We start from the raw sequence: 14,914 nt of genomic DNA, 5'->3' as shown, positions 1-14,914 counted from the left end.
AATCACATCCTGCTGAAATTGCTTTCCTTTAAAATGATTCATCGTCATTCCTCCTGCTATCTTTTTCTATTATTCTACCTTATTTGATAGTAGATTTAAAACTTTGCAACAGAACCCGAAACGTTGACTGCCTTAGCAGACTATTTTGACGTGTCCATTGATTACTTGTTGGGACGAGAACAAACAAGTGATTTCTTTTCTGACAAGCAAAAAAAATCGCCAGCCAAATCGACGAAAATACCACAAAAGAAGAACTGGAAGACATTTTGGATTACATTTCTTTTGTAAAAAAAAACATGCGAACAAAAAACAGAAGCCGTGATTCTTCAACAAAAAAAGTGAAGCAACAACCGCACTTGATGCGACTGTTGCTTCACTTTTTATTACGAACCTGAAGAATAAATAATTTTTACTGTGGATCCTTTTTCTACAGAACCGCTTGCCGGCTCTGTTCGGATTACTTGATCTTTGGCAACAGTTGAACTTGCTTCGGTCGATTCCGTATATTTCAAACCCAACTCTCTCAAATAGGTTCGAGCATCGCTCTTGGAATATCCACTGATGTCATCCAACGTGACTTTATTGGAACCGCTGCTGACAGTCAGTATGATCTGCGTATCGCCAATAACGACTTCGCCATTTTTATCAGGGGATTGACTGATGATGTTTCCTTCGTCGACTTTGTCACTGGCTTCTTCTTTGCGGGTAATCTGATCGTCTGAGATACCCTTGGCAGCCAGACTGCTTACCGCGCTTTCATACGTAGAACCAACATAATCCGGCATTTTGATTGGTTTTGGCGGTTCTTTTCCAAGACTCACAGTCAATGTGATTTTCGTTTGCCCCGGAATTACTTCACTGCCGGCATTAGGTGATTGATCCATAATTATTCCTGCATCAACCGTATCGCTGTATTCTTCCTCTTGCTGAATCTGCCCTTCTTCGATTCCCAAAGTTGTCAACTCACTAACGGCATCCGAATAGCCGTATACTTGGCTGACAAAGTCCGGCATCTCCACCGGTTTTACACCTTGACTGATGACCAATGTCACCGAATCTTCTTTCGGTGACACCTTTTCTCCGGCCTCTGGAGATTGGCGAATGACTTTATCTTTTTCCACTGTATCACTGTATTCGTATTTTGGTTCGATGTTCTTTTCAGGAAAATCCAGATTTTTTAAATCCGTCAATGCCTCATCATAAGTCCAGTCCTCATAATCCTTCATTTCGATGGTTTCACTGCCGGAACTCAAATAAATCGTTACTTCAGTGCCTTTTTTCACAACATTCCCGCTGATTGGGTCCGTCTTGACGACTCGACCTTCTGCAACTTCATCACTGGCAATTTCTTCGGTTTCCGTTGCCGGGGTCAAGCCGACTTCCCGCAGTTTTTCCCGTGCAGCTGCTTCAGTAATACCGACTGTATCCGGCACAGCAATTTCCCGCTGTCCACCACTGGAAAGAAAGGCTACCAGTCCGCCAGCTAATGCCAAAATCAATAGAACGAGAAAAACCAATAACCATTTTCGTTTCTTCTTCGATTTTTTTGGTTTTTTTGATTCTTTCGATGGTTTCTCTTGTGGCTCTTCGATGTTTGGTTCCGGTTCTTTCGTGAGCATTTCATCAGAAATCGGTGTAAGTACTCGTGTAGCATCTGCCATTGCATGAGGCTGCCAACGAGGTTCATTCAATCGTTCCGGTGACAAGACGGTATCTAAGTCTGCACTCATTTCTTCTGCTTTTTTATAGCGGTCCGCCGGTTCTTTGGCGGTAGCATGCAACACAACATTTTCCAACGATTGAGGAATATTCGGATCATACATTCTCACAGAAGGAATTTCCTCTTGAAAATGCTTCAATGCGATGGTCACTGCGGATTCTCCATCAAATGGCACATTTCCCGTCAGCATTTCATACAAAATGATTCCGATAGCATAGATATCCGACTGACTCGTTGCCATACTGCCCCGTGCCTGTTCTGGTGAAAGATAGTGCACTGAACCCAACATCGTATTGGTTTGTGTAATTGAGGTTTCCGAGAGTGCAATGGCAATCCCGAAATCAGCGATTTTGATCACGCCGTCTTCATTGATCAGAATATTTTGCGGCTTCAAATCCCGATGGATGATTCGGTGTTGATGGGCCAATGCGATTGCAGACAAAATCTGCTGCATGATTTCTACTACGGATAAATAGGGAATCGGGTAATGGGATTGAATATAGCGTTTCAAATCCATTCCTTTGACATATTCCATCACAAGATACTGCATTCCATCTTCTTCGCCAACGTCGTAAACCGTGACGATGTTAGGATGGACCAGTTCCGTTGCTGCCAGCGCTTCTCGTTGAAAACGGCGAATCGCGGTCTGATCATTTTGGAAGTCAAAGCGCAAAACCTTGACTGCAACTTCTCTATCCAAAATCAAATCGTGGGCCAGATAAACATTCGCCATTCCACCACTGCCGATATTTCCAAGAATTTGGTATCGTCCACTTAGTTTTTTGCCGATTTCAATCATGGGCGTTCTCCTCCGATTTCAATCAACAATACCGTAATATTGTCGACACCACCGGCTGCATTGGCTTTGTCGATCAGCACTTGAATTTTTTCATCCAGCACTAAATCCGATGCCAAGACCTCCGTGATTTCTGCCTCACTGACCATATTTGTCAGTCCATCTGACGCCAAAAGCAGGTAATCATCCACTGCCAAGAAATGGGTATCCACATCTACCTCGACCTCTCCCGGCATGCCGACAGAGCGGGTCAATACGTTTCTACGGGGATGATTTGCCGCCATTTCTTTGGTAATCTCCCCAGACTTCACCAGTTCGTTGACCAATGAATGATCTTCCGTCAATTGGATCAATTCTCCCTCTCGGAAAAGATAGACCCGGCTGTCACCGACATGACCTAACGTAAACTGGTCATCAAATAAAATGACTGCTACGACAGTAGTGCCCATTCCATTCATTTGGGGATTTTCTTGTCCTTTTTCAAAAATCGCGGTATTTTCAGCTTGGATTTTTTCTACCAGCCATTCTTCTGCGGTATCAGAATCCTTAATGCTTCCCTGTGCCCAAGCATCCCCTAACTCGTGGACTGCTTGTTTACTAGCAACATCCCCTGCCAAATGACCACCCATACCGTCCGCTAACAAAGCCAACGTATAGCCGGCTTTATTTTTGAATACGGCGGCGTAATCTTGATTGGTATTGCGCTTTTTACCAACATCGCTACGAAATCGAATTTCCATTGTGTTCACCTTTCGTTACTTTTTTCGAAGACAGCTGATAAAAAAGCCGTCCGTCATAAATTGCTGCGGATAAATCGTCAATAGATTTTCTTGAAGTGTCTCTCCAACGAGCTCATTGACAGCGACAGGAATTGACTCAAATTCAGGATGATCTGCCAAAAATTTAGCCACTACCTGCTGATTTTCTTCTTCTGTTACTGTACATGTACTATATACCAAAATACCGTTCCTCTTCAAGGTGCCGGAAACACTCGCCAAAATTGCCAGTTGGATTTTTTGCAGCTGCAGAAAATCTTCCGGTTTCTTATGGTATTTAATATCCGGTTTGCGGCGCATCAGCCCTAATCCAGAACAAGGAGCATCCACTAAAATCCGGTCAAAACTTTCCGGCGGGAACTGTTCATGGGCCTGCCGTGCATCCATCTTTTCCCCTACAACTACATCGTCAACACCTAAACGTTGCGCATTTTCTTCAATCAATTGGACCTTGTGCTGGTGAATATCCAAAGCAATTACTTCTCCACCCTGTTCGTGTTCCAAAAAAGTGGCAATATGGGTTGTTTTTCCTCCCGGTGCCGCACATGCGTCCAATACTTTGTGGTGAGGCTGCAATTGCAAAGCTGGGGCAACCAGCATCGAGCTTTCATCTTGTGCAGTCAACAATCCTTCATGAAACAAAGTACTTCCTGCTAGATAGCCTTTTTCTGCAACCACGCCATAGGGAGAAACCACGCTGTTTTTGGCGATGATTTCTTCTTCAGCCAAATTTTCCAACACCGCTTCTCTGGAAATTCTCCGCAGGTCGACTCGGGCACTGACATGACTTGGGGTAAATAAAGATAAACCTAAACGACGGGTTTCTTCTTCACCCAGCTGTGCCACAAATTTTTGAGTCAACCATTTCGGCATACTGATTTCTGTCGCCAAGCGTTGGATTGGGTCAGAAATTTCAGAAATATCTGCGACTCCCTGCCGCTGCACATTTCGTAAAACAGCATTGATAAATTTGCTCACCCCGACACTGCCTTTTGCTTTGGCAATTTCTACTGCTTCATTTAAAATCGCATGGCTGGGCACTTTATCCAGATAAAGCATTTGATACAAAGATAGACGCAGCAGACGTTGAACCCACGGCTCCACTTTTTTTGCATCTTTGATAAATTTTTTTAAATAAAAATCCAATAAAAGCTGACGGCTGATGGTTCCGTAGACTAATTCTGTCAATAAACGACCATCTTTTTCATTCAAGCGACCGTTTTTGATGCCCTCATTGATTAGCAGATTGGAATAGGCGCCGCCTTTTTCCACCCGTTCTAAAATCTGCAATGCCGTGTACCGAACGGAACGTTTTACTTTGGGGGTTCTAGCCATTGACAACGCCTACCTTCTTGCCGACAGTAGCGGTTTGCCCTACCCCATTTAAAAATGCCTGAATGGTTTGTTTGGCTTTTCCTGCTGGCTGTAACTCATTGATTGCTAAAACCGTCTGCTTCCCGCAGGCGATCCAAAGCTGTTTTTTGTCACGATAGATAATCGTTCCCGCTTCGGCTTCTGTGGTTTCTTCCAGAGGCGTTACTTGCCATAATTTCCAGCGGGTATTTTCAAAAGTAGTAAAGGCAATCGGCCACGGACGCATCCCACGAACCTGCTGATCAATCTGGGTTGCCGTTTTTTGCCAATCAATGGCTTCTTGTTCCCGAGTGATATTCGGCGAGAAAGTGACCTGACTTTCTTCTTGAGGGATTTTTTCCAGTTTCCCGGCTATTAATTGTGGCAAAGTTTCCAACAAAAGATCCCGACCAACGAGACTTAATTTGTCAAACATTGAGCCCACATCATCTGTTTTACTGATAGGAATTTCTGCTTGGGCATAAATTCCGCCGGCATCCATTTTTTTGATCATTTCCATGATCGTCACACCAGTTTTTTCTTCCCCATTGATGACGGCATAATGAACTGGCGCCCCGCCACGATATTTTGGCAGCAAAGAGGCATGAACGTTGATCGCACCAAGGCGGGGGATCTGCAATAATTTTTCTGGTAAAAATTGTCCGAATGCTGCCGTCACGATTAGATCTGGCTGCAAGCGGTCGATTTCCGCCATTTCCGGTGAACCGGAGATTTTTTCCGGCTGCAGTACTGGAATACCGTGTCTTAACGCCGCTTCTTTTACGGGAGGCGGTGTGATGGTTTTTTTGCGCCCGACTGGACGATCTGGTTGGGTAACGACCGCTAAAATTTCATAGCCCGCTGCCACCAAACCATCTAAAATCGGTACGGAAAAGGCGGGGGTGCCCATAAATACAAGTTTAGTCATTTTCATGTTCCTCCATGTATTGGTCTAATTCACTTTCAGGAATTTTGTCGATCATTTTTTCCGTAAAAAGAATTCCGTTTAAATGATCGATTTCATGCTGCATCGCCCGTGCCAAATAATCAAAGGCTTGGACCTCCATCTCGTCCCCTTCGCGATCGTAATAACGAACAGTGATCTCTGCTGCCCGCTCAACGGTTCCATACACATGGGGAATACTCAGGCAGCCTTCTACGTCAATGGTCGTGCCGTGGCTTTCAATGATTTGAGGATTGATCAGTTCAAAACAATCTCCTTCTTCGACTTCCACCAGAGCAACTTGAATCGTTTTTCCTATCTGAGGTGCGGCAATGCCGACACCATCATGAGCCACCATTGTTTCATAAAGATCGTCTAATAAATCTACCAGCTCATCCGTGATGGATTCAATTGGCTGACAGGGGGTCTTCAACCGCTTATCCGGCTGAAGAATAATTGGGTATCGCATGGACTGCTCCTTTAAATAAAGTGTAGGGGTTCTTTGTCAATAGTCACCAAAAGTCCTTGTCGTTGTTCCTTCTGACTGACTGTCAAAATCTTCTGCAAGGCTTGGGCTAGCTTGGGTTCATTTTTGTACTTGATAATCAATTGGTAGTAGTAGCGGTTTTTCACCCGCAGAATCGCTCCCGGAGTTGGTCCCAACAGAATGCTTTGGTTCCCAACTGTCTGCTGAATCTCCCGAGCGATTTGAAACATCTTTTGTGCCGCCTGTTGTTCTTCTTCATGACTGGCGGTAAGTTTCACCGTGAAATAAAATGGCGGGTAGCCGCCACGATGACGAACGATCATTTCCTGCTGATAAAAAGTTTCATAGTCTTGAGCCTGTGCCAGCTTGATTGCATAGTGCTCTGGATTAAAAGTCTGGATAACTACTTCACCGGGCTTTTGTGCGCGACCTGCCCGACCACTCACCTGCGTCAACAATTGGAATGTCCGTTCACTGGAACGAAAATCTGGCAGATTCAATGCGGTGTCTGCATTTAAGACACCCACCAAAGTCACTTCCGGAAAATCCAATCCTTTCGCAATCATTTGAGTGCCTAATAAAATATCGGCTTTTCTTTCACCAAAAGCAGCTAAAATTTTCTCATGGGCGCCTTTGCGCCGAGTCGTATCGACATCCATTCGCAAAATCCTTGCTGTTGGAAAAACATCTTTTAGTTCTTCTTCCACCTTTTGGGTGCCGGTTCCATAGTAGCGAATCCGATCTTCGCCGCAATTTGGGCAGCGGTGAGGAATTCGTTCTTCATGCCCGCAATAGTGACAGCGCATGGTCTTGGTATCCATATGAAGTGTCAACGAGATGTCACAGTTTGGACAAGGCAAAACAAAGCCGCAATCCCGGCACATGATAAACGAAGAATAGCCTCGCCGGTTCAATAGCAAAATCACCTGTTCTTGGTCTGCCAAACGTTGGTTGATTTTTTCCTTCAACGTCAGCGAAAAGGAGCTGGTATTTTTCTTCGCAAATTCTTCCCGCATATCCACCACTTCAACCGTTGGAAGATTGGCTGCCGGATTTGCCCGCTGGGTGAGAGTTAACAATTGGTAGACTTTTTTTTGCGCCCGTGCCCGAGATTCCAATGATGGAGTAGCACTGCCCAAGATGACAGGACAATGATGGTAGGCTCCCCGCCAAATAGCTAATTCCCGCGCGTGATACCGTGGGGTTTCTTCCTGCTTGTAGGTAGCTTCATGCTCTTCATCCACAATAATGACACCAATATTTTCTAGGGGAGCAAAAACGGCTGAGCGAGCTCCCACAACGACCTGGGCTTCTCCTCGTTCAATTTTCCGCCACTCATCATACTTTTCTCCTTGCGACAAACCGCTGTGTAAAACAGCAACAGCATCTCCCAATCGACTTTTGAAACGGTGAACCATTTGTGGCGTCAACGCGATTTCCGGTACCAGCATGATTGCCGTCTTTCCTTTTTGCAATACTGAAGCGATGGTTTGCAGATAAACCTCGGTTTTTCCGCTACCGGTGATTCCTTCCAACAAAAAAGTTTTGGCTTCGCCTTGTGCTTCAGCACTCAGCACCGCTTGAACAGCGTATTCTTGTTCTGCATTTAGTTGTAACGCCGTCGTTTTTTGAAACTGATGGTCGCTGAAGGGGTCCCGGTATTCTTCCACTTCTTCAAATGCCAACCAGTGATTTTTTTGTCCTTGATTTAATTGAGCGGTCGAAATTCCAGCTTCCGTAAAAAAGGTGACGGGAAGTAATTCCTTTTGCTCCGCTAAAACCGTCAGCAACTGATGCTGACGAACAGCGGTTTTTCGCAAGGTTGTTTGATGAGCCGCCGCTTCTTTATGATCCAACAAGCTGCGAACCATTCGTCTGGTCTTGACGTTATTTTTCTTTTTGACTAAATATTGGATATCAACAATTTGTTTTTCCCGTAAGCGCATCAGTGCCGGCAAAATACCTTTTTCCTCTGCTGCTGACCACGAAATAACCCTCTCTTCCCCAAAAAAAGAGTTTGCCGTTTCATTGTCTTCCGCCAATAAAACGATTTGCTTTTCATAAGAGGCCTTTAAAACACTAGGCAGCATCGTTTGCAGGCAGGTGATTTTAAAGGCAAATGTCGTTTCTTTCATATAATCGGCTAATTGTAACAGCTCTGTGTTCAAAACCGGTGCCAAGTCCAAAACCCGAATGATGGGTTTCAACGAGTCCACACGATCAGAGATGGTTTTGTTTACTACAAAGCCTTGAATATGTCGATTGCCATTACCAAATGGAACTTCCACACGCATGCCCACTGTCACGACATCCGCTAGTTCATCCGGAATGTAATAGGTAAATGGTTGATCGGTCTGCATCGTTGGTACATCAACAATGACTTCCGCTAATTCCATGCATGGGTCCCTCCTTGTTAATTAGTGATGTTTCTTTGCTTTTTGACTCTTGCTTTTGCGGTTGTTCCTCGTCCAAAACTTGGTCCACGCAAAGCATCTTGCTCTATTTTACTAGAGAAATGGTCCTTTGTCTGTAGCTTGGCGCGGCTGAAATAAAAACTTAATTTCCCTTTTTGCACAAAAAAGAAAGATGAAAGCCAGTTTCAGCTTTCACCTTGAAAATGTCTATAATTTTTGTTCGTCGCGAATCCGTGCTTCCAGTTCTTTTTGACTTCGATCTTTTTGTGCTTCTTTTTCTTCCTTTTCCAATTTCAAACGTGCTCGTTTGATTTCTGGATGAGGATCACTGATAACAGTTCTTGCATCGATTTCTTCCAATGCTTGTCCGACACTTTTAACAGAATCGAAGCTGTCCAAGGTTGCTTGCCCGCCGGCATCTAATTCATGAGCTCGTTTGCTGGCAAGGATTACTAGGGAATACTTGGAATTTACTTGATTTAACAATGAGTCGATAGAAGGTTTCAACATCATAAGACTACATCTCCTTTAACATTCTGATATATTTTCCGATTACTCGATCAACACGATAATGTTCGCTTTCAATGATCTTTTTGATTCGTTCCACAGCCTTTGGTACTTCGTCATTAACGACGGCATAGTCGTACAGCGCCATCATTTCGATTTCTTCTCTGGCCACCTGCATGCGCTCTTCGATCACATCCGGTGCATCCGTTCCCCGACCGACGATTCGTGATTTCAATTCATGAAGATCTGGTGGGGTCAAAAAGATGAACACACCATCCGGCACTTTTTCTTTTACTTGCTGTGCGCCTTGGACTTCGATTTCTAAAAAGACATCTTTGCCGTCATCCAGCGTTTTTTGAACATAGGAAAGCGGGGTGCCATAGTAATTACCGACATACTCGGCGTACTCCAGCATCTCTCCTGATTCGATCAATTTTTCAAATTCTTCTCTTGTACGGAAAAAATAATCTACACCTTCTACTTCCCCTTTTCGCATTTTGCGAGTGGTCATGGAAACAGAATAGTGAAAATCATTGTCCTTGCTTTCAAAAATGGCTTTGCGTACAGTGCCTTTTCCAACACCTGAAGGCCCGGATAATACGATTAATAAACCTCGATCTGACATAGGGACGTCCTTTCACTGGTCATTTGCTTAACGTCTATTTTGCACTTTTTTTCTGTAAGTTTCAAGAGTTACTTTACTATTATAGCGGTATTTTCCTCAAAAAGCCACTTTTAAAAAAATGGCAAAAAGAGAGAAGCTTGTTTTTCCAACAAGCTTCCCATCTTTTGACAAACAACCAATAATCAAAAACCCATATTTGATAAGGCGTTAATCACACTGGTCAATTCGTCTTTGCGCTCCATCGCTTCGTCAATCGGGTCTTTGACTTCTTCGATATCAATACGGGCAAGGTATTGCCGTTTAACTACGATATACGTCTCATTTACCAGCAACTGCAATTCATCCTCCGTGATTTTCACACAGGCGTCTTCCCAAGCGTCAAAGGGATCTTTTTCAGAGGGAACCGTTCGTTTGATGATTCCGCGACCGCTTAATCCTTGAAATGTCACATCATAATACTTCATTTTTTGTTCCTCCTCTTTCTTCGCATTAAACTTCTTTGATAAAAGTAAAGCTGGTTTTATTCAATATTTTGAACTTGCTCACGAATTTTTTCCACGATTGTTTTCATCTGTACGACCAATTCTTTGATTTCAATCGGACTGGATTTTGAACCAATCGTATTGATTTCTCGGTTCATTTCTTGAATCAAAAAATCAAGCTCCCGGCCAACCGGGATATCCTGTGCGACTAGAACGGCAAATTTTTTTAAATGAATCGCCATACGATCAATCTCTTCGTGGATGTCGCTGCGTTCCAGCAGTAACACCATTTCCGTCAGTAGTCGTTCCTGATCAACACTTTCTCCCAAATATTCCTGTAGTTTCTTTTCAAATCGCCCCCGGAAATCCGTTTCATATTCGGCTGAAAATTGCATTAAATCTGCTAATCGATTGGACAACTCGGTACCATTTGCCGCAAGCACCTGCCGTAATTGTTCCCCTTCCGTTGTGCGGGAGCGGACATTTGCGGCCAAGGCTTGGTCAATTGCCTGCAAAACCAACGATTCCAACAACTCATCTTCTGCCTTTTTTTGCTTGACCTCGACAAAATCCGGCAACACCGCCAACTCTTCCAACAACCGTGCCGGTGAAAAATCCGTTTCCCCAAAGCGTTCTTTGCTGCCTTGCTGCAGTTCTTTGACCAGTTGCTCGATCAAGGACCAATGCACTTGGATTTCTTTGTCCGTGTCGCCTTTTTCGGTCAGAGTCACGTAAATTTCTACCCGTCCTCTTTGCAGATGTTCCTTTACCTTTTGCCGAATCGCTCCTTCAAAACTGTTCAGTTGCTTAGGACTGCGCAGCTGAATATCCAAAAAGCGGTGGTTGACACTTTTGATTTCTACTTCGATTTGATACTGGTCCGATTCGCTGATTGCTTTACCAAAACCGGTCATGCTTTTCATGGACAAGGCTCCTTCGTATTCATTTTTTACTAAAAGATTTCCCCTTTTCCTGTTGGTTAAAGAAAAGGACTGCTTACCGTTACATTGCCTGAATTGTTTTTTTCAACGCATCAAATTCTTCGTTGCTCAAGGTGACACCTTTCCCCATCTTTTCATGTTCCGGGCTCCAATCCCGCAAATCAAATTTTGGCGGACGGCCGTTCCAACTGACTAGATTCAGCTCTTTTCTCCACCCTTTTGGATTCTCAGATAAAACTGCGATTTCTTCTACAATTTCGTAACTAAATTCTTGCGCCATGTTTTATTCTCCTTCGTCTAAATACATCAAAAATCTTGCCGCAATCAGCGGAATCGGCAGCCGCTCCAATAAATGGACCGGCAACTCCTGTCTTTGTTCCCGGAACATTCGGTAAAAATAAATGAATTGATTGACTTCTGACCAAGCAATCAATCGTTCCCGATACATCCGCAGCCATTCTTGAACCGAATAAACACCTTCAAGGGGCTCTTGTTTTTCCAAAGCGGTGAACAAAGCCCGACAAAAATCTGCTTTTCGATAAACGTGTGCCGGCTCCAAAGACAGCAGCAGACCCATCCATTCCATCAGCGCCAGACCGGCTGTTTCAAAAGTAACCTTGCCCTGATAAAACTTACGCATTTTTTGCCACGTTTCTTTTCTTTTGATCAAGCGCCACAGTCGAGGTTGCGTTTTACGGATTTTTTGGCAAAACTGCTGCCAATCGTTTTCCAGATTTTCTTCGTTAAAAAAAGTATACCAGTAGCCTTGAAAACGCGCAAAATACTTTTGGGTCTCATAATAGCCTAACTGATAATTTTTTTTGGACCGATCCCCGTCAAACACTAAAAAACTGCCCAGCGTCCATGGGGAATGCAGTTCAATAACTGCCACAGATTGCGGGACAGCGGTTTTTTTGACAAAACCCGGTCCCTGCACATCCACCAGAATACATTCCGTTGCCCCTTGCGCAAGCGCCACATCCACCGGCAAATTATTCCGATAGCCGCCATCCATGTATAGTTGCCCGCCAATCTCCTTGGCCTTCATTGCCGGATAAAAAGAGGCCGACGCAATCAGCCAATCCAAGCTTTCCGGCAAATTTTGCCAATCAAAGGGCACCACTACCTCAAAAAAATCCGGCAATCGGGTACTACAAACGTATAGCTGAATTTTTTGTTCTTGGTCTTTTTCTGGAGAAAAATTTTGCTGGATCAACTGCCTTAACGGCTCCGTGCTTGTTCCGTTTTCCCGCAAAGCCGTCGCAGTCAATGAACGAATCTGATTCAACAAAGCCACTAAGGTGCGACTTTCTGCCGCTGCCGCCGGAAATTGCAGCACTGAGCCGGTATTGATCTGCCACCAAAGATTTCGTGCCGCTTCACTGTCACCTTGCAGAATCAATCCGCCATTCAGCGCCCCTACAGAGGTGCCGGTAATCAATTGAATGGTAACTCCTTGTTCCTTTAATGCCTGCCACACGCCGATCTGATAAGCTCCCCGCGCACCCCCACCGCCAAGAACCAATGCAGTATGATACTGGCAACGTTTGACGAGTGTTTTTCCTTCAACGGTATAGCCATAAACCGTTAACCAACGCTGCAAAGTCTTTTCCACTGTGACCTTCAACTGGATTTGTTTGCTGAAATTTTTTTTGGCAAACACTTCAATGCTGTCAAACGTTTCCTGCCAAGTCACATTTTCTGCCGGATGCTGCAACAAATTGGTCACCACCAACGCCTCTTCGTGAAGAGTGCCGCTTAAATAAAAGGTATGCTGCTGCACGGTGATTTGCCAAGCGGTTCCCTCTTTGACCGCCTGTAAAAAGCCCGCCCGTCCCGCAGAATGACTCGTAAAAAAAGGCAGTGCCAATTGACTTTTCTGAAAATTTGTTTGGTATTCAATAAATTCTGAAGGATAAATTCGTTCAATAATCATCAAATTCCCTCCCCTTTCCAGTATAACAAAAAAGCAGATGGCTGAAAAAAGATGCGAAGAAAACTGTTTAAAGGTTTCATTCGCATCCGTTATTCAAATCAATAGGTTTTTTGTTCTAAGTTAAAGGCATCTTTCATTTCTTTGGTCGCCTCATTAATGGGGGTAATTTCTTGTAATTCGCCCTGCACAACGATTCGATTGGTGCCCGCATCATCGTTACAAGTAATCAATGTTGCCAATTTTTTTCCGGGAATGATATCCAGCCACTCTACCGCTGTTGGGGCGACAGTTTTTTTGATTTGCGTTTTATAGGTGTACACCTTGCTCAAGTCCGTCAGATAAAAAATATCACCGACTTTGACATCTTCCAACGGGCGAAACAGCAGTCCTTCTTCCAATGCCCGGTGACTGGCAAGGGCGTAGTTGCCTTCTCCCATTTTTTGCGCAGGGTCTAAAGTACCTGCTCCCCACAACAGCGCCTCATTCGACAGTCCTTTAAAAATTGGCAGATTGACCTTGACCCGCGGTACAGCAACTCCCCCAATCACCGGTAGACGTTTATTGCTGAATTGCGCCCGCAAGACCGCTTCCGGTGAAACGGATTCGATCGCATCAAAATCAAACGGCGCATCTGCCTCCAGATTTTTTTCCACTTCTTTTTGCGTCATCGCCGAAACGGCATACTTTTCTCCATTGGACTTGATCAAAAAATTCTTGATCTGATTACTGAAAACCAGTGCCAAACCAACGACCAATAATAAAACCAAAAGCAGATTGATCAGCCAATTTTTCACACGAGATTTTTTTTTCTTTGCCATCCTTTTACGCTCCATTTTTTTGATAGGCTAACTATATCATATTTTCCCACTAAGAGCCTACTTAAGCGTGTTTCTCCCAGTAAGGAGCAATCATTTGTTTTTTTATTAAAAATGAAAACAAAAAAAGAAAAATTTCATAAAATTGTCCTTTTGTAATAAAATTTTAAAGGAAAAGAAACAAGCTTTTATAGCGGCTTTGTTGTAAAATAAAAGCACACAGTGAAAAGGAGGAGTAGGTGAAAATGACAAAAATGGTCTATGTCCATATCGACACAACCAGCAACGCCGTTTTGTCACGGGGAATTACGACCGCAGATTTCACTCGCGGAATCGTTCATCAACCCAAGAATATCCTACTGCTTGATACCTCCAGTGACTATGGCGAATATGAAGCACATACCGGTATGAAGGTCCTGCGAGGCAGTGAGGCAATTGATCACTTTTTTACGACGATCAGTCGCGGGCGGGTGCAAGAAGAAATCAAATGGATTGATTTTAGCGACGGTTCTATGATCAAGGAACTGACGCCTCTTGAAATTTCTGAATTGTTGTATTTTGGTCACATGAAGACGCACCTTCATTCCCCATTTTTTTATAAATTACAAAATAATTTTGTTTACTTTGATCTCAAAGATGATTTAGCTCGGATTTATTACCGCTATTTGGATGAATTTTATCGCATCTTGGCCGACAAGCTGACTCGGATTGTTTTGGAACGAATCAATGATCGACGGTCTTTTTTCCGCAAAGCAACCTCTGTTGACAAGCTTTCGATTGAACGCTTAAAGGAATTGAAAGGCTTGTTTCAAGAAGGAACCCTCTTTTGCTTCGATCAGACAGAATTGATTGACAAAGAGTATCGAATTCCGATTTACATCGTAGAAGACGCCGGCTTGCGTAAACAAGAAAGTCAATACTTAGAAGACATGCGGGTCGCAACCTTGACCTATCATAGCGTCAAACGAACTTGGAAAATCGATTATGAAGACGAAGATCTTATTTTTTTGCCAAACTAAAAACGTTTCTTCAACGACAAAGTTGGTTGGCTCCCCGTCAAGTGGACACGGAAATATAATAAAATTTTTAGAGAGCTGTTTGCTAATTTTGTGGCAAACA

Annotated in this window: 14 protein-coding genes; 1 reads left to right on the top strand and 13 read right to left on the bottom strand. The window is 43.8% G+C overall.

Going from position 1 to position 14,914, the window contains the following annotated elements; translation table 11 throughout:
* Nucleotides 1–383: 383 nt before the first annotated feature.
* The 13 genes from pknB to FFM66_RS10915 all read right to left on the bottom strand — a co-directional run bounded on the left by pknB (nt 384) and on the right by FFM66_RS10915 (nt 13,798).
* Entirely contained in the window at nt 384–2,519 is a 2,136-nt protein-coding gene (gene pknB, locus FFM66_RS10975; protein ID WP_137605933.1) for a Stk1 family PASTA domain-containing Ser/Thr kinase, read from the bottom strand.
* Nucleotides 2,516–3,256 (bottom strand): Stp1/IreP family PP2C-type Ser/Thr phosphatase, encoded by a 741-nt coding sequence (locus FFM66_RS10970; protein ID WP_137605932.1) that lies wholly within the window; start codon nt 3,254–3,256, stop codon nt 2,516–2,518. Before FFM66_RS10970 ends, pknB begins: the two co-directional genes overlap by 4 nt.
* Before the next feature lie 15 nt (nt 3,257–3,271).
* Complete coding sequence (gene rsmB / locus FFM66_RS10965) at nt 3,272–4,627, bottom strand: 16S rRNA (cytosine(967)-C(5))-methyltransferase RsmB (RefSeq protein WP_137605931.1); 1,356 nt, start codon at nt 4,625–4,627, stop codon at nt 3,272–3,274.
* Nucleotides 4,620–5,573 carry a methionyl-tRNA formyltransferase gene (fmt, locus tag FFM66_RS10960; protein WP_137605930.1) on the bottom strand — a complete coding sequence of 318 codons (954 nt, stop codon included), beginning with the start codon at nt 5,571–5,573 and terminating at the stop codon, nt 4,620–4,622. The genes rsmB and fmt overlap by 8 nt, the downstream gene beginning before the upstream one ends.
* A complete protein-coding gene (gene def, locus FFM66_RS10955; RefSeq protein ID WP_048604551.1) occupies nt 5,566–6,057 on the bottom strand; it encodes a peptide deformylase in 492 nt (163 codons plus the stop codon). Before def ends, fmt begins: the two co-directional genes overlap by 8 nt.
* Nucleotides 6,058–6,068: 11 nt before the next feature.
* Entirely contained in the window at nt 6,069–8,471 is a 2,403-nt protein-coding gene (gene priA, locus FFM66_RS10950; RefSeq protein ID WP_137605929.1) for a primosomal protein N', read from the bottom strand.
* 225 nt (nt 8,472–8,696) lie between these two features.
* Nucleotides 8,697–9,002 (bottom strand): DNA-directed RNA polymerase subunit omega, encoded by a 306-nt coding sequence (gene rpoZ, locus FFM66_RS10945; protein ID WP_137605928.1) that lies wholly within the window; start codon nt 9,000–9,002, stop codon nt 8,697–8,699.
* A gap of 4 nt (nt 9,003–9,006) precedes the next feature.
* Nucleotides 9,007–9,621 (bottom strand): guanylate kinase, encoded by a 615-nt coding sequence (gene gmk / locus FFM66_RS10940; protein WP_048604554.1) that lies wholly within the window; start codon nt 9,619–9,621, stop codon nt 9,007–9,009.
* A 182-nt stretch (nt 9,622–9,803) separates the two neighbouring features.
* Entirely contained in the window at nt 9,804–10,085 is a 282-nt protein-coding gene (locus tag FFM66_RS10935) for a hypothetical protein (RefSeq protein WP_048604555.1), read from the bottom strand.
* Between the two features lie 56 nt (nt 10,086–10,141).
* On the bottom strand, nt 10,142–11,026 hold the full coding sequence (locus tag FFM66_RS10930) for a YicC/YloC family endoribonuclease (RefSeq protein ID WP_048604556.1): 885 nt from the start codon (nt 11,024–11,026) through the stop codon (nt 10,142–10,144).
* Between the two features lie 79 nt (nt 11,027–11,105).
* A complete protein-coding gene (locus FFM66_RS10925; RefSeq protein WP_048604557.1) occupies nt 11,106–11,324 on the bottom strand; it encodes a YdbC family protein in 219 nt (72 codons plus the stop codon).
* A gap of 3 nt (nt 11,325–11,327) precedes the next feature.
* Nucleotides 11,328–12,980, bottom strand: a complete 1,653-nt coding sequence (locus tag FFM66_RS10920) for a patatin-like phospholipase family protein (protein WP_137605927.1) — start codon at nt 12,978–12,980, stop codon at nt 11,328–11,330.
* A gap of 98 nt (nt 12,981–13,078) precedes the next feature.
* Nucleotides 13,079–13,798, bottom strand: coding sequence for a class A sortase (locus FFM66_RS10915; protein ID WP_137605926.1), 720 nt, complete (start codon nt 13,796–13,798; stop codon nt 13,079–13,081).
* 242 nt (nt 13,799–14,040) lie between these two features.
* Between FFM66_RS10915 and FFM66_RS10910 the strand changes: the two genes are divergently transcribed.
* Nucleotides 14,041–14,814 carry a hypothetical protein gene (locus FFM66_RS10910; RefSeq protein WP_137605934.1) on the top strand — a complete coding sequence of 258 codons (774 nt, stop codon included), beginning with the start codon at nt 14,041–14,043 and terminating at the stop codon, nt 14,812–14,814.
* Nucleotides 14,815–14,914: the final 100 nt, after the last annotated feature.

Origin of the sequence: Enterococcus songbeiensis (genome assembly GCF_005405265.1) — a bacterium.
Taxonomy (GTDB): domain Bacteria; phylum Bacillota; class Bacilli; order Lactobacillales; family Enterococcaceae; genus Enterococcus_C; species Enterococcus_C songbeiensis.
Note: the sequence above shows the minus strand (reverse complement) of the source record. Positions and strands in the feature narration are given on the sequence as shown.

What these genes read in the sequence shown, in the direction of transcription:
- pknB (WP_137605933.1), bottom strand. Translation starts at nt 2,519, where the DNA reads ATGATTGAAATCGGCAAAAAACTAAGTGGACGATACCAAATTCTTGGA.
- FFM66_RS10970 (WP_137605932.1), bottom strand. Translation starts at nt 3,256, where the DNA reads ATGGAAATTCGATTTCGTAGCGATGTTGGTAAAAAGCGCAATACCAAT.
- rsmB (WP_137605931.1), bottom strand. Translation starts at nt 4,627, where the DNA reads ATGGCTAGAACCCCCAAAGTAAAACGTTCCGTTCGGTACACGGCATTG.
- fmt (WP_137605930.1), bottom strand. Translation starts at nt 5,573, where the DNA reads ATGACTAAACTTGTATTTATGGGCACCCCCGCCTTTTCCGTACCGATT.
- def (WP_048604551.1), bottom strand. Translation starts at nt 6,057, where the DNA reads ATGCGATACCCAATTATTCTTCAGCCGGATAAGCGGTTGAAGACCCCC.
- priA (WP_137605929.1), bottom strand. Translation starts at nt 8,471, where the DNA reads ATGGAATTAGCGGAAGTCATTGTTGATGTACCAACGATGCAGACCGAT.
- rpoZ (WP_137605928.1), bottom strand. Translation starts at nt 9,002, where the DNA reads ATGATGTTGAAACCTTCTATCGACTCATTGTTAAATCAAGTAAATTCC.
- gmk (WP_048604554.1), bottom strand. Translation starts at nt 9,621, where the DNA reads ATGTCAGATCGAGGTTTATTAATCGTATTATCCGGGCCTTCAGGTGTT.
- FFM66_RS10935 (WP_048604555.1), bottom strand. Translation starts at nt 10,085, where the DNA reads ATGAAGTATTATGATGTGACATTTCAAGGATTAAGCGGTCGCGGAATC.
- FFM66_RS10930 (WP_048604556.1), bottom strand. Translation starts at nt 11,026, where the DNA reads ATGAAAAGCATGACCGGTTTTGGTAAAGCAATCAGCGAATCGGACCAG.
- FFM66_RS10925 (WP_048604557.1), bottom strand. Translation starts at nt 11,324, where the DNA reads ATGGCGCAAGAATTTAGTTACGAAATTGTAGAAGAAATCGCAGTTTTA.
- FFM66_RS10920 (WP_137605927.1), bottom strand. Translation starts at nt 12,980, where the DNA reads ATGATTATTGAACGAATTTATCCTTCAGAATTTATTGAATACCAAACA.
- FFM66_RS10915 (WP_137605926.1), bottom strand. Translation starts at nt 13,798, where the DNA reads ATGGCAAAGAAAAAAAAATCTCGTGTGAAAAATTGGCTGATCAATCTG.
- FFM66_RS10910 (WP_137605934.1), top strand. Translation starts at nt 14,041, where the DNA reads ATGACAAAAATGGTCTATGTCCATATCGACACAACCAGCAACGCCGTT.